17 protein-coding genes are annotated in these 14,393 nt (G+C 56.1%); 6 read left to right on the forward strand and 11 right to left on the reverse strand.

Annotation, left to right across the window (positions count from 1 at the left end; all coding sequences use genetic code 11):
- The first annotated feature begins 15 nt into the window (after positions 1-15).
- Positions 16-2,157, forward strand: a complete 2,142-nt coding sequence (gene pta, locus DD597_RS08340) for a phosphate acetyltransferase (protein WP_022651538.1) — start codon at positions 16-18, stop codon at positions 2,155-2,157.
- 107 nt (positions 2,158-2,264) lie between these two features.
- On the opposite strand, the gene DD597_RS08345 is transcribed toward pta, so the two are convergent.
- From DD597_RS08345 to DD597_RS08365, 5 genes are all read right to left on the reverse strand, one after another.
- Positions 2,265-3,218, reverse strand: coding sequence for a transketolase family protein (locus DD597_RS08345; RefSeq protein WP_003861452.1), 954 nt, complete (start codon positions 3,216-3,218; stop codon positions 2,265-2,267).
- A complete protein-coding gene (locus tag DD597_RS08350; RefSeq protein WP_045308694.1) occupies positions 3,211-4,041 on the reverse strand; it encodes a transketolase in 831 nt (276 codons plus the stop codon). The genes DD597_RS08345 and DD597_RS08350 overlap by 8 nt, the downstream gene beginning before the upstream one ends.
- Entirely contained in the window at positions 4,038-5,429 is a 1,392-nt protein-coding gene (locus DD597_RS08355) for a PTS ascorbate transporter subunit IIC (protein WP_003861449.1), read from the reverse strand. Before DD597_RS08355 ends, DD597_RS08350 begins: the two co-directional genes overlap by 4 nt.
- A gap of 21 nt (positions 5,430-5,450) precedes the next feature.
- A complete protein-coding gene (locus tag DD597_RS08360) occupies positions 5,451-5,723 on the reverse strand; it encodes a PTS sugar transporter subunit IIB (RefSeq protein WP_003861447.1) in 273 nt (90 codons plus the stop codon).
- Positions 5,724-5,802: 79 nt separating this feature from the next.
- Positions 5,803-6,246, reverse strand: a complete 444-nt coding sequence (locus DD597_RS08365) for a PTS sugar transporter subunit IIA (RefSeq protein ID WP_022651541.1) — start codon at positions 6,244-6,246, stop codon at positions 5,803-5,805.
- Positions 6,247-6,482: 236 nt separating this feature from the next.
- Between DD597_RS08365 and DD597_RS08370 the strand changes: the two genes are divergently transcribed.
- Positions 6,483-7,502: a LacI family DNA-binding transcriptional regulator gene (locus DD597_RS08370; protein WP_003861441.1), complete on the forward strand. Its 1,020-nt coding sequence runs from the start codon at positions 6,483-6,485 to the stop codon at positions 7,500-7,502.
- A 3-nt stretch (positions 7,503-7,505) separates the two neighbouring features.
- Here DD597_RS08370 and yfcD read toward each other — a convergent pair whose 3' ends face one another.
- From yfcD to yfcF, 3 genes are read right to left on the reverse strand one after another with little or no spacing between them, the layout of a single operon-like run.
- The gene (gene yfcD, locus DD597_RS08375) at positions 7,506-8,072 is read right to left on the reverse strand and encodes an NUDIX hydrolase YfcD (protein WP_003861439.1); all 567 of its coding nucleotides are present in this window, start codon (positions 8,070-8,072) and stop codon (positions 7,506-7,508) included.
- Between the two features lie 55 nt (positions 8,073-8,127).
- Positions 8,128-8,679: a phosphodiesterase gene (gene yfcE, locus DD597_RS08380; RefSeq protein WP_017692997.1), complete on the reverse strand. Its 552-nt coding sequence runs from the start codon at positions 8,677-8,679 to the stop codon at positions 8,128-8,130.
- A 56-nt stretch (positions 8,680-8,735) separates the two neighbouring features.
- Complete coding sequence (gene yfcF / locus DD597_RS08385) at positions 8,736-9,380, reverse strand: glutathione transferase (protein ID WP_022651542.1); 645 nt, start codon at positions 9,378-9,380, stop codon at positions 8,736-8,738.
- A gap of 140 nt (positions 9,381-9,520) precedes the next feature.
- On the opposite strand from yfcF, the gene yfcG reads away from it, so the two are divergent.
- From yfcG to DD597_RS08405, 4 genes are all read left to right on the forward strand, one after another.
- Positions 9,521-10,150 (forward strand): GSH-dependent disulfide bond oxidoreductase, encoded by a 630-nt coding sequence (yfcG, locus tag DD597_RS08390; RefSeq protein WP_003861434.1) that lies wholly within the window; start codon positions 9,521-9,523, stop codon positions 10,148-10,150.
- Between the two features lie 75 nt (positions 10,151-10,225).
- Complete coding sequence (folX, locus tag DD597_RS08395; protein ID WP_003861432.1) at positions 10,226-10,594, forward strand: dihydroneopterin triphosphate 2'-epimerase; 369 nt, start codon at positions 10,226-10,228, stop codon at positions 10,592-10,594.
- 13 nt (positions 10,595-10,607) lie between these two features.
- On the forward strand, positions 10,608-11,501 hold the full coding sequence (locus DD597_RS08400; RefSeq protein ID WP_003861430.1) for a TIGR01777 family oxidoreductase: 894 nt from the start codon (positions 10,608-10,610) through the stop codon (positions 11,499-11,501).
- 44 nt (positions 11,502-11,545) lie between these two features.
- A complete protein-coding gene (locus DD597_RS08405; RefSeq protein ID WP_023325002.1) occupies positions 11,546-12,046 on the forward strand; it encodes a GNAT family N-acetyltransferase in 501 nt (166 codons plus the stop codon).
- A gap of 140 nt (positions 12,047-12,186) precedes the next feature.
- Here DD597_RS08405 and hisP read toward each other — a convergent pair whose 3' ends face one another.
- From hisP to DD597_RS08420, 3 genes are read right to left on the reverse strand one after another with little or no spacing between them, the layout of a single operon-like run.
- A complete protein-coding gene (gene hisP, locus DD597_RS08410; RefSeq protein ID WP_129256136.1) occupies positions 12,187-12,960 on the reverse strand; it encodes a histidine ABC transporter ATP-binding protein HisP in 774 nt (257 codons plus the stop codon).
- A 9-nt stretch (positions 12,961-12,969) separates the two neighbouring features.
- Positions 12,970-13,683 carry an ABC transporter permease gene (locus DD597_RS08415; RefSeq protein WP_003861424.1) on the reverse strand — a complete coding sequence of 238 codons (714 nt, stop codon included), beginning with the start codon at positions 13,681-13,683 and terminating at the stop codon, positions 12,970-12,972.
- Positions 13,680-14,366, reverse strand: a complete 687-nt coding sequence (locus DD597_RS08420; RefSeq protein WP_015572256.1) for a histidine ABC transporter permease HisQ — start codon at positions 14,364-14,366, stop codon at positions 13,680-13,682. Before DD597_RS08420 ends, DD597_RS08415 begins: the two co-directional genes overlap by 4 nt.
- Positions 14,367-14,393: the final 27 nt, after the last annotated feature.

The following is a 14,393-nucleotide window of genomic DNA, read 5'->3' on the forward strand; positions in this document are numbered from 1 at the left end:
GAAAGAGGATAAACCGTGTCCCGTACTATTATGCTGATCCCTACCGGAACCAGCGTCGGCCTGACCAGCGTCAGCCTCGGCGTGATCCGCGCTATGGAACGCAAAGGCGTTCGTCTGAGCGTCTTTAAGCCTATCGCCCAGCCACGTGCCGGTGGCGATGCGCCAGATCAGACCACCACCATCGTTCGCAAGAACTCCAATCTGCCAGCGGCTGAACCGTTGAAGATGAGCCACGTTGAATCTCTGCTCTCCAGCAACCAGAAAGACGTGCTGATGGAAGAGATCATTGCCAACTACCACGCAAACGCGCAGGACGCGGAAGTGGTGCTGGTTGAAGGCCTGGTCCCGACCCGTAAACACCAGTTTGCCCAGTCTCTGAACTTTGAAATCGCGAAAACCCTGAACGCAGAGATCGTTTTTGTGATGTCTCAGGGCACGGATACCCCAGAGCAGCTGAAAGAGCGTATCGAACTGACGCGCAGCAGCTTCGGCGGTGCGAAAAACACCAGCATCACCGGCGTGATTGTTAACAAGCTGAACGCGCCAGTAGATGAGCAGGGCCGTACGCGTCCTGACCTGTCCGAAATTTTTGACGACTCCTCCAAAGCGAAAGTCATCAAAGTTGACCCGGCTAAGTTGCAGGATTCCAGCCCGCTGCCTGTTCTGGGCGCGGTGCCATGGAGCTTCGATCTGATTGCCACCCGTGCAATCGATATGGCGCGTCACCTGAACGCCACCGTGATCAACGAAGGCGATATCAACACCCGCCGCGTGAAGTCCGTAACCTTCTGCGCACGTAGCATTCCACACATGCTGGAACACTTCCGCGCAGGTTCACTGCTGGTGACCTCTGCTGACCGTCCAGACGTGCTGGTTGCAGCGTGCCTGGCTGCAATGAACGGCGTGGAAATCGGTGCAATTCTGCTGACCGGCGGCTATGAAATGGACGCGCGTATCAGCAAGCTGTGCGAGCGTGCGTTCGCCACTGGCCTGCCAGTCTTCATGGTGAACACCAACACCTGGCAGACCTCCCTGAGCCTGCAAAGCTTCAACCTCGAAGTGCCGGTTGATGACCACGAGCGTATCGAGAAAGTTCAGGAATACGTTGCGGGCTACATCAATGCGGACTGGATCGAATCCCTGACTGCGACCTCCGAGCGCAGCCGTCGTCTGTCTCCTCCAGCCTTCCGTTACCAGCTGACCGAGCTGGCGCGTAAAGCGGGCAAACGCGTGGTTCTGCCAGAAGGCGACGAACCACGTACCGTTAAAGCGGCAGCCATCTGTGCAGAACGCGGTATCGCGACCTGTGTGCTGCTGGGTAACCCGGATGAGATCAACCGCGTTGCGGCGTCTCAGGGCGTTGAGCTGGGCGCTGGCATTGAGATCGTTGACCCGGAAGTGGTTCGCGAAAGCTACGTTGCTCGCCTGGTTGAACTGCGTAAGAACAAGGGCATGACCGAAGCCGTTGCGCGCGAGCAGCTGGAAGACAACGTCGTGCTGGGTACGCTGATGCTGGAGCAGGACGAAGTTGACGGTCTGGTTTCCGGTGCGGTTCACACCACCGCGAACACCATCCGTCCACCGTTGCAGTTGATCAAAACCGCACCGGGCAGCTCTCTGGTCTCCTCCGTGTTCTTCATGCTGCTGCCTGAACAGGTTTATGTTTACGGCGACTGCGCGATCAACCCGGATCCAACCGCAGAGCAGCTGGCAGAAATCGCTATCCAGTCTGCGGACTCCGCGATTGCCTTCGGTATCGAACCGCGCGTCGCGATGCTCTCATACTCCACCGGTACCTCTGGTGCAGGTAGTGACGTAGAGAAAGTCCGTGAAGCGACCCGCATTGCGCAGGAAAAACGTCCGGATCTGATGATCGACGGCCCGCTCCAGTACGATGCCGCGGTAATGGCTGACGTGGCGAAATCCAAAGCGCCGAACTCGCCGGTTGCAGGTCGCGCTACCGTGTTCATCTTCCCGGATCTGAACACCGGTAACACCACCTATAAAGCGGTACAGCGTTCAGCAGACCTGATCTCCATCGGGCCAATGCTGCAAGGCATGCGCAAACCTGTGAACGACCTGTCCCGTGGTGCGCTGGTAGACGATATCGTCTACACCATCGCGCTGACGGCGATCCAGTCTTCGCAGCAGCAGTAATGTTTTGCCGGATGGCGCTTCGCTTATCCGGCCTACAGGACCGTAGGCCCGGTAAGCGCCAGCGCCACCGGGCAACAAAAAGGCGACCACACGGTCGCCTTTTTTTATTACAACAGCTCCCGCGCCGCCGACACAATGTCATGTGCCGTCAGGCCATACTCCTTTTGCAAGAAGTCCTGCGTGCCCACCTGACCATATCGTTCCTTCACCCCCACCCGACGCAGGGGCACCGGACAGGTTTCCACCAGCACTTCCGCCACCGCCGACCCCAGCCCGTTGTGAATGCTGTGGTTTTCGCAGGTCACAATACGCCCGGTTTTCTCGGCATAGTTTTTCACCAGCATCCGATCGATAGGCTTCAGGGTAAACATGTCGATGACCGCTGCGCTTACCCCCTCCTGCTCCAGCTGGCGCGCCGCCTCCAGCGCTTCCGCCACCATAATGCCGTTAGCAATCAAGGTAATATCGGTTCCCTCGCGCAGCACGTTGCCCTTGCCGATGGTGAAGGTTGACCCCGGGGCATACACGCTCGGGGCTTGTTTACGGATGGTCCTCACCCAGTAGAAGCCTTCCAGGTCGATAAGCTGACGCAGCACATCTTCGAACATCACCGCATCGGTCACCTCCAGCACCACTGAATGCGCCAGACCGCGCACGATGCCCATGTCCTCGAACGACATATGCGTCCCGCCGTTGTGGCAGGCCGTCACGCCCGCATCCGAGGCAATCACCTTCACGTTATTGCGCTGGTAGTCCAGGGACATAAACAGCTGGTCGAAGCAGCGACGGCTGGCAAAGGCGGTAAAGGTATGGACGAACGGCTTACGTCCGGTGAGCGACAGCCCGGCGGCCGTCCCAATCACGTTAGCCTCCATAATGCCGCAGTTGATGACGTGCTGTGGATAATCACGCGCTACGCCGTCCATCGCCATCGAACTCATCAGATCCGCTTCGAGCGCAATAATCTCGCTCCCGGCCTCAATCTGTTTTGCCACAAAACCCGCGTAGACCTTACGCATCTCAACGGCATCTTTCTGTCCTGTCGGTGCAACCTTAATCATGTGAAGCCTCCAGTTGGCGAATCGTCTCGTTGAGCGCCGCTTTGCTCTCCTCAGTTAATCGCAGGTGATGCGAGTTGCTGAGCTGTTCCAGGTATGGCACCCCCTGCCCTTTGATGCTGTCGAGGATCACCACCCGCGGACGCGCATCGGCCGCAGGGATCGGCGCGGTCACCTCCAGCAGCGCCGGAATGTCATCCCCTTTCACCGTCACCACGTCAAAACCAAAGGCGCGGAATTTGCCTTCCAGGTCGAAGGCGCTGATGATTTCGTCCAGCTCGCCGTCGAGCTGCTGTTTGTTCCAGTCCACGAATACCGTCAGGTTGTTCAGTCGATGGTGAGCAATAAACTGGAAGGCTTCCCAGCACTGTCCTTCGTTCAGCTCCCCGTCACCGACGATGCAGAACACCCGGTTTGGCCTTCCTGCCAGCTTGTGCGACAGCGCCATGCCGCCAGCGATGGAGATCCCCTGCCCCAGTGATCCGGTGGTGGCATCCACGCCGCGTGTTTTCAGGCGATCCGGGTGACTTGGCAGACGCGTCCCGTTCTGGTTCAGCGTGCTCAGCTCTTCAATCGGGAAGTAGCCCTTAATCGCCAGCGTACTGTACAGCGCCGGGCCCGCATGGCCTTTCGACAGCACAAAGTAATCGCGCTCTGGCCAGTCCGGATCGGCCGGGTCAATTTTCATCACCGCGCCGTACAGCACCGCCAGCGTTTCAACGACTGACATGCTGCCGCCGTAGTGCCCAAAACCCAGCTGCGTAAGGGATTTCAGCGTCTCAAGGCGAATCTGACGCGCCAGTTCGGTTATTTCATTCTCATTCATGATTTGGCTCCGGGGTTTTCCTGCGCGTTACCGCTGGCAGGTTTGTTTTTAGCGAAGACGTTGTAGGCCACCAGCAGCGCGAACAACACAACAACCAGTCCGGTGATGGCAAACGGCGACAGGAAGCGCGCCAGGTTGCCCAGCACAATCCCGACCGCACCAAAATCAGCGTCCGAGAAGGTCGTATTCGCAAAGCCAATTGCGCCCAGAACAGGCAGCAGCAGGACCGGGAGGAAGGTGATCAGCAGGCCATTAGCAAAGGCGCCAATCATTGCCCCGCGGCGTCCACCGGTGGCGTTACCAAACACGCCCGCCGTTGCACCGGTGAAGAAATGCGGCACGACGCCCGGCAGGATCAGCACCCAGCTAAACTGACCGCAGATGAACAAGCCCACAATCCCGCCGACGAAACTAAACAGGAAGCCAATCAGCACCGCGTTTGGCGCATACGGGTAGACTACCGGACAGTCCAGCGCAGGCCGCGCATTGGGCACCAGTTTTTCCGAGAAGCCAGTAAAGGCCGGGACGATTTCCGCCAGAATCAGGCGCACGCCCTGCAAGATGATGAACACGCCTGCCGCGAAGGTGATGGCCATAATGATGGCGTACACCAGGTAGTTCTGGCCGCCGCTGAAGGTGGCCTCCACGTACTCACGTCCGGCGCTCACCGCCATGATCAGGTAGATAATCATCATGGTCAGGGAGATGGAGATTGAACTGTCACGCAGGAAGCTAAGGTTCTTCGGCAGGTTCATCTCTTCGGTGGAGCGCGAACCTTTACCGACCTTGCTGCCAATCCAGCCGGACAGCACGTAGCCCAGCGTGCCGAAATGACCGAAGGCGATCTCATCGTTGCCGGTAATACGCTTCATATAGCGCTGCGCAATCGCCGGGAAGAAGGCCATAATCAGGCCGAGGATCAACGAGCCGGTAAAGACCAGCCCGACCCCCTCGAAGCCTGCAACCGTCAGGATCACGCCAATCATGCATGCCATGTAGAAGGTGTGATGCCCGGTGAGGAAGATGTATTTCAGGCGGGTAAAGCGCGCAACAATAATATTCGCCACCATCCCGAAGGCCATAATGAGCGCGGTGGAAGCGCCATATTTTTCCAGGGCAATCGACACAATAGCTTCATTGTTGGGAATAATGCCCTGAATATTAAAGGCGTGCTCAAACATACCGCCGAGCGGATTTAATGAGCCCACCAGCACGGTTGCGCCGCCGCCCAGTACAATAAAGCCGAGAATGGTTTTAATTGTGCCTTTTACCACATCCGAAAAGGCTTTTTTCTGCGCCACAAGACCAATCAGGGCAATTAAACCGACCAGCACTGAAGGGACTTTTAAAATATCAACAACGAAGTTCAGCGTTTCAAGGATAAACATATCCACCTCGCCTTATCAGGATTATTGTCTTTCGAACCAGGCGCGCAACTGCGCTTCGAGTTCGTTAATATCGATGATATTGTTGATCACCACCAGCTGGCTTTCCGGCACGCTGGCGCTGGCGGCAATGTCTTTCGCCATTACAAACAGGTCCGCCGCGCCCGGCGTAGCCGAGGAGAGATCGGAGTGTTCAACCTCGGCCTCAATTTCCAGTTTTTTGAGCACCTTTTTAATATTCATTTCGACCATAAAACTGCTGCCCAGGCCGGAGCCGCAAATAGCCATGATTTTCATTGTTATCCCCTTTTTTGAGTAGAGTACGCCCCATCACGCTGATGCGTAATGTTGAGATGAATCGGATTAAATAATTAAATCAGAAGCGATCGATGATGGTTTTTATCTCCTCCAGCGTATTCGCCCGATGTAATTCAGCCATATCTTCGTCGCTGGAAAATAATTCCGCTAAGGCTGAGATCATTTCGATATGGCTATGCTTGTCCGGCGCCGCCAGCATCACAATCACATCGACGGGGTCAAACTCACCGGCACCAAAAGAGACACCCTGTTTCAGTTTTAATAATGACAGGCCAAGTCCTTTCGCCCCTTCTTCCGGTCGCGCATGGGGCATTGCCAGCCCTGGAGCCAGCACATAGTAGGGACCTAACGTGTGATGCTGCTCGATGATAGCCGTGACATATTCCGGCGCAATGACCTGCAAATCCAGCAGCGGTTTCGCGCACAGTTCCAGCGCCTGGGGCCAGCTTTCAACGCTATCCTGTAGGATGATGGTTGTATCATATATCCACTTTTTGAGCATTTTTCACTCCCGCTAAAGACCAGACATGGGCAAACTCTATTCAACCCATCAATTAATGACTGCGATCGCGATCACAAAGATAGCGCTACCAACAACTAACATGCAGAACTGTGATAGCGCTATCAAATTACTGTCATGGTGCGAAATCACAGCAAAAAAAGGGATTTAAGGCGTATACTGCCTGTCACGTAAAATGAAGGATGAAACTGAATCGCGTCCTGTCAGCAGGAAGAGGTATGTCTTTAACCCGAAAACGGCGCAGTACCGGAAAAGTAACGCTCGCGGATGTCGCGCAGCTTGCCGGCGTAGGCACGATGACTGTTTCCCGTGCCCTCCGCACGCCCGAACAGGTTTCCGATAAACTGCGTGAAAAAATTGAAGCCGCGGTGCAGGAGCTGGGATACATGCCCAATCTTGCCGCCAGCGCACTGGCATCGGCATCGTCATGGACGATTGCGATGGTTGTACCCAATCTTTCCGAAGCTGGCTGTTCCGAGATGTTCGCTGGGCTACAGCAGGTGCTCCAGCCAGCCGGATATCAGATCATGCTGGCGGAATCTCAGCATCGTCTTGAACAGGAAGAGAAACTGCTTGAAACGCTGTTGGCCTCGAACATCGCCGCGGCGATACTGCTCAGCGTCGAGCACTCTGATACCGTGCGACACTGGCTAAAAAACGCCTCTATCCCGGTGATGGAAATGGGTGCAATGCGTGCCGATCCGATTGATATGAATATCGGGATTGATAACGTCGCCGCCATGTATGAACTTACCGAGATGGTGATTCAGCGCGGCTACCAGAATATCGGCCTGCTGTGCGCTAACCAGGAACAGTGGATTTTTCAGCAGCATTTGCAGGGCTGGTACAAGGCGATGCTGCGCCACCACCTGGCGCCGAACAGAGTGATTAATGCCGCCATGCCGCCGAACTTCTCCACCGGCGCGGCACAATTGCCAGAGTTCCTGCTGGCGTGGCCGGAGCTGGATGCGCTGGTGTGCGTGTCAGATGAACTGGCCTGCGGCGCGCTGTATGAATGCCAGCGTCGGCGCATCAAGGTGCCGGACGATTTAGCGGTCGTAGGTTTTGGCGACAGCGACGTCAGTCGCGTCTGTCAGCCGCCGCTGACGACGATGGCAGTACCGCATCGCAAGATTGGGATTGAAGCCGGGAAAGCGTTACTGGAACGTCTTAATGACGGAGACTGGCGCGACCATAAACCCATCGCGTCCAGCCTGTGTCTGCGGGAAAGCTGTTAAGGCTTACTCAGCCTCTTCCTCTTTTTCCGCCTTATTTTCCGGTTTAGCGGATTCGTTTTTGGCGTTGCGGGTCATCCACAGCGCCAGTGCTTTAAGGGAATCCGGCGTGAATTCGTCGCAACGCGCGGTGATCTCTTCCGGCGTCATCCAGCTGACTTCGCTCACTTCCTCTTCCTGCAAGGCGAACGGACCGTGGGAAACGCAGCTAAACAGCCCGCCCCAGACGCGGCAATGCTCATCTTCAAAATAAAACTGGCCGTGCTCGGCAAACGGCACGCCAGCGATACCTAACTCTTCTTCCGCTTCACGACGCGCGGAATCCAGCAGCACTTCATCGGCCTGCACGACGCCACCCGCTGTGGCATCCAGCATACCAGGAAGAAAATCTTTGGTGTCGGTGCGACGCTGGACCAGAATCTTGCCCATGCCGTCATGAACAACGATGTACGTCGCGCGGTGACGCAGACGCTCCGCACGCATTTGTTCGCGGCTGGCCTGCGCGATCACTTCATTTTCTTCGCTGACAATGTCAACCCATTCAGTACTTGCCAAATGATTCTGCTCCACCATCGGGAAACCTTCTCGTCTAAGCGCTCTTTCGGCGCGTTTGCAGTTGTGGTGTAACTTACGGATTAATCGCTATCTGCGCAATAACTTGCTGATCATTAAGTGCGATAACGCTTAATGTCCCGTCTTCATACATGCCGTAGCTTGCCGGGTTGCCGCCTTTAGGAATGCTGACAGACCCGGGGTTAAAGTGATAAAACGCCCCGCGCTTTTCCGCCACCGGAATATGAGTATGACCATAAACCAGGACATCGCCAGCGGCGAGTGACGGCAGGTTATCCGGGCCGAACAGGTGCCCGTGGGTCAGGAACAAACGGCTGTTTTCCATCAACACCTGTTGCCAGGGAGCGGTGATGGGAAAATGCAGCAGCATCTGGTCAACTTCACTGTCACAGTTGCCGCGAACGGCGATAATGCGCGAGGCAAAATGATTAAGTTTTTCCGCCACCTGCGCGGGAGCATAGCCTTCCGGCAACGCATTGCGTGGGCCGTGATTTAACACATCGCCCAGGATCACCAGCCATTGCGCCCCGCTTTGGGCGAACAGAGAAAGCACGCGTTCGGTCGCGGGCAGCGATCCATGAATATCCGACGCAAACATCAGTTTCATCAGTTACTCCTCGGGAATACAGACTGCCCCTATCATACCTCAAGCGTCCCGTCTTATCAGCCCGCGCGCTTAGCAGAGAGTGCCAGATAGCGCTGTACCGACGCGCGTTGCCACTGGAATGTGGCGTAATCCACCAGCAGTTGTGGGACGTCATCCCCGTTGAGGATCAGGCGATTGAGCATCAGCGCCAGATCGATGTCGGCAATACACCACTCGCCAAACAGGTTGGGGTTACCCTGCGCCAGCAGCGATGACGCAGTTTCGATCAGCTTCCGGGCGCTGGATAAGCCTTCCTCACTGAGGGCGGGCTTTTTGACGCCAGCGAACACCACGTCCGTAGAGCGTTCTGTGCGAATCGGCACCAGGTCGCTACGCAGCCACGCCTGGATCTGGCGGGCGCGGGCGCGCTTTTGCAGATCGTGAGGATAGATGCGTTCCCACTCAGGCGGGGCAAAGCGGTCCTCAAGGTACTCGTCAATCGCCGAAGATTCACTCAACTCAAAACCGTCGATCTCCAGCACAGGGACTCGGCGAGTGAGCGCGTAGCCCTGCCACTGAGGCTTCAGGTGTTCGCCGCTGTCCAGGTCAACGGTTTTCAGAGTAAAAGTAAGCCCCTTTTCTGCCAGCGCCACATAAACGCTCATGACATAAGGAGAAAAAAAGTTCGCATCGGACCACAACGTTATTACAGGCTGGCTCATAACATCCTCTTCGGCTGATCGGTTTTCACTCAACATATAATCTCTTTGCCTCGCTGTCACTTGATGAAAACTCACGATTTACAACAAGCACCTATACTGATTTTTCATGGCAACACTATTCGCACTGACAGGAGTTGAGAATGATAGATCTCTATTATGCCCCCACCCCTAATGGCCATAAGATCACACTCTTTCTTGAAGAAGCCGAAGTGGACTACCGGATCATTCGCGTGGATATCAGTAAAGGCGACCAGTTCCGCCCCGTTTTTCTGGCCATCTCGCCCAACAATAAAATTCCGGCCATCATTGATAACCTGCCCTCTGACGGCGGCAAACCGTTAAGCCTGTTTGAGTCCGGAGAGATTTTGCTCTATCTGGCAGAGAAAACCGGCAAGCTCCTGAGCGGTGAGTTGCGCGAGCGTCATCACACGCTGCAATGGTTATTCTGGCAGTCGAGCGGCCTCGGGCCGATGCTGGGGCAGAATCACCACTTTACGGCCTATGCGCCGCAGACGATCCCTTACGCCATTGAGCGATATCAGGTCGAAACCCAGCGCCTGTACGGGGTACTGAACCGTCGGCTGGAAAAATCACCGTGGCTGGGAGGTGAGCATTACAGCATCGCAGATATCGCCTGCTGGCCGTGGATCAACACCCATGAACGCCACCGGATCGACCTGGCCACTTATCCGGCGGTGAACAACTGGTTTGAGCGCATCCGGACCCGCCCGGCCACCGAACGCGCCATGCAAAAAATCCATCAGATTTGATCCTGCGCCCCGTTGGGTGCAGGTGTTCTCCTCATGTATGATGAGGTGAAAATACTGACACGGAGAAGACCTGCAATGTCCCAGCATGACGCTATTATTCGTATAAAAAACTTACGCTTACGCACTTTCATTGGTATCAAAGAGGAGGAGATTGCGAATCGCCAGGATATCGTGGTGAATGTAGTGATCCACTATCCGGCAGACAAGGCGCGCGCCAGCGAAGACATCAATGACGCGTTGAACTATCGCACGATCACCAAAAGCATCATCCAGTACGTTGAGAACAACCGTTTTGCGCTACTGGAAAAATTAACTCAGGATGTGCTCGACATCGCACGCGAACACCACTGGGTCACTTATGCTGAAGTGGAGATCGATAAACTTCACGCCCTGCGCTACGCCGACTCCGTCTCCATGACGTTAAGCTGGCAGCGCCAGGCGTAAACCTGGAGGTTGTATGAAGATCCTGCTCACCGGCGGTACGGGCCTGATTGGTCGCCATCTCATTCCACGTTTGCAGGCGTTGCATCACGACATTACCGTGGTCACGCGCAGCCCGGAGAAAGCGCGCCAGGTGCTGGGCACCGGCGTTGAGATCTGGAAAGGCCTGGCGGAAAGGCAGGATCTGAACGGCTTTGACGCCGTCATCAACCTTGCAGGCGAACCAATCGCCGATAAACGCTGGACCGAAGAGCAAAAACAGCGTTTATGCAGCAGTCGCTGGAATATGACCGAAAGGCTGGTTGAGCTGATTCGCAACAGCGAGACGCCGCCCTCGGTGCTGATTTCAGGCTCTGCTACAGGCTACTATGGCGATCTTGGTGAAGTGGTGGTGACCGAAGAAGAGCCGCCGCACAACGAGTTTACCCATAAACTCTGCGCCCAATGGGAGCGTATCGCCTGCGGGGCGCAGAGCGATAACACCCGCGTCTGCCTGCTGCGCACCGGCGTGGTGCTAGCTCCGAAAGGCGGTATTCTCGGTAAAATGTTGCCGCCGTTTAAAATGGGGCTTGGCGGGCCCATCGGAAACGGTCGTCAGTATCTGGCGTGGATCCATATCGACGATATGGTCAACGGTATTCTCTGGCTGCTGGATAACGACCTGCGCGGGCCGTTTAACATGGTGTCTCCGTATCCGGTACGTAATGAACAATTTGCTCATGCCCTGGGTCATGCCCTGCATCGCCCGGCGGTGCTGCGCGTGCCTGCGACGGCGATTCGTCTGCTGATGGGTGAGTCTTCGGTGCTGGTACTGGGCGGGCAGCGCGCGCTGCCAAAACGGCTGGAAGCGGCCGGGTTTACGTTCCGCTGGTATGACCTGGAAGAGGCGCTGGGGGATGTGGTGCAGTGAATATGTTAGAGTTATACGCCATGTCTGGATGATATGGCGTAACTATGGCAACCATCACCACAACCCGGCTTAACCTCACCCCTTTCGAACCTTCTGACTGGGCATTCTTCCGCTCTCTGCGCGAAGACCCCGCCATCATGCGCTATATGGCCGCTATTACACCGGAAAAAGAGACGCGCCGCGTATTTGCCGCACGCCTGATGGCGGAGCATGTCTTTGTGATCCGTCTGCATAACGACGTTACGCCGCTCGGGGATATCGGCCTGCAAATCAGTGCGGCGAACCGTGAAGAGGCGGATATTGGCTACACGGTTGTGCCTGCCGCGCAGGGAAAAGGCATTGCCAGCGAAGCGCTGCGCGCGGTGTGTGAGTATGCATTTAACCAGACGGGCGTGAAGGCGATAAACGCGTACGTGCTGGCGGATAACGTCGGGTCGGTGCGGGTCCTTGAGAAAGCGGGTTTTGTGCGCACGCAGGTGCTGGAGAAGGCGTACGAGATTAACGGCGTACGGTATGACGACTGGGTGTATCGGCTCGAGTGTTGAATGCCGGGCGGCACTGCGTTTGCCCGGCCTACGGTTTTTGTAGGCCCGGTAATCGAAGCGCCACCGGGCAATTGGGCGGCTCTGCGGCCTGATGCCCTCACCCCGGCCCTCTCCCACAGGGAGAGGGAGAAAGGCCAAACCTACTTCAACGAGCCTTTCAGGAACTGCTGCAAACGCGGGCTTTGCGGGTTCGCCAGCACCTCGTCCGGATGACCCTGCTCTTCAATCTTGCCCTGATGCAGGAAGATAACGTGGTTAGAAACGTTACGGGCGAAGCCCATCTCGTGCGTCACCACCACCATTGTTTTGCCCTCTTCCGCCAGCTTCTGCATGATGCGCAGCACTTCGCCAACGAGTTCAGGATCCAGCGCGGAAGTCGGTTCGTCAAACAGCAACACTTCCGGCTCCATCGCCAGCGCACGGGCGATAGAAACACGCTGCTGCTGCCCCCCTGACAGGTGCACCGGATATTTGATCCGCTGCCGCTCGTCGATACCGACTTTCGCCAGGTATTTGACCGCACGCTCGCGGGCTTCCTGCTTGCTTAAGCCGAGCACCTGAACCGGCGCTTCCATCACGTTCTCCAGCACCGTCATGTGGCTCCAGAGATTGAAGTGCTGGAACACCATTGTCAGACGCGTACGCAGCAGTCGTAGCTGATTTTTATCCGCCACTTTAAGCTGGCCGTCTTTATCACGGACCATGTTGATGTTCTGTCCGCTCACCACAATCGACCCTTCGCTCGGCTTTTCGAGGAAGTTGATGCAGCGCAGGAAGGTACTTTTACCCGAACCTGATGAGCCGATAATACTGATCACGTCGCCCGCGTTAGCCTCCAGCGACACCCCTTTCAGCACTTCATGTTCGCCGTAGCGCTTGTGCAAATCAATTACGTTTAATTTGTTCTCAGCCATCATAAATTCTCAGTGCGTCGACGGTTTTATATGCTGCAACCAGCGTTTTTCAGCCTTACGGAACAGGCTGATCAGGACGTAAGAAATGATCAAATAGAGCACTGCCGCAATGCCAAACGCCGTAAACGGCTGGTAGGTGGCAGAGTTAATATCGCGGGCAATCTTTAACAGATCCGGTACCGTGGCGGTAAACGCCAGTGCCGTCGAATGCAGCATTAAAATCACTTCGTTGCTGTAGGCCGGCAGCGCAATACGCAGCGCCGAAGGCAGAATAATACAGCGGTAGAGCTTCACGGACGAGAAGCCGTACGCGCGCGCCGCCTCGATCTCACCGTGCGGCACAGAACGGATGGCCCCGGCGAAGATCTCGGTGGTATAGGCGCAGGTATTGAGGGTCAGCGCCAGCACCGTACAGTTCAGACCGCTGCGGAAGAACGCATTCAGCATTTCAGTGCCTTTTACGATCTCAAGCGTGTACATCCCGGAATAGAACACCAGCAGCTGTACGTACAGCGGCGTACCGCGAAACACGTAGGTGAACAGCCAGATAGGGAACTGAATAAATTTATTGTTCGACACGCGGCCAATGGCAAGAAACACCGCCAGAATGCCGCCCATTACCACCGAGGAGATCAGCAGCCACAGCGTGATCGCCACGCCAGTAAAGCGGTAGCCATCCGTCCAAAGCAGGGATTTCCAGTACTCCTGAATAATCTCAATCACAGGTCAGCCCTCTTCACACCCACGGAGTAGCGACGTTCGAGCAGAAGCAGCACACCATTGGAGACGGTCGTAAAGACCAGATAGATTACGCCGCAAACCACCGCAAAATAGAACGGTTCCCAGGTGCTTTTACCTGCCAGCTGCGTGGCCTTCACCACATCTTCCAGACCCAGCAGGGAGACCAGCGCCGTTGCCTTGAGAATAACCTGCCAGTTGTTCCCGATGCCCGGCAGCGCGTAGCGCATCATGGCCGGGAACATGATCCGGCGAAACGTTTGTGAGGAGGTAAAACCGTAGGCGGTCGCCGCTTCAATATGCCCTTTCGGCACGGCCATGTAAGCGCCGCGGAAAGTCTCAGTGAAATAGGCACCGTAGATAAAACCAAGGGTAATAATACCGGCCACCATCGGGTCGATATCGATCTGCTCCATGCCGATGGCATCCGTTACGCCGTTAAGTGCGATTTGCAGGCCGTAAAAGATCAGCAGCATCAGCACCAGGTCAGGCACGCCGCGAATCAGCGTGGTATAGCCTTCAAATATCAGCGCCAGCGGTCTGTTGGCGGATAATTTAGCCCCCGCGCCCGCCAGGCCTATCAGCACCGCCAGCACCACGGAGCTGATAGCCAGCTCAAGGGTGACAAGCGCGCCCTGTAAAATAACGCCAGAAAATCCGTACAGCATACCGCGTGCCCTGTCGTCTCGTGAGTG

The sequence above is a fragment of the Enterobacter cloacae complex sp. 677-3DZ2D5B genome (assembly GCF_004136695.1).
Taxonomy (GTDB): Bacteria; Pseudomonadota; Gammaproteobacteria; order Enterobacterales; family Enterobacteriaceae; genus Enterobacter; species Enterobacter hormaechei_C.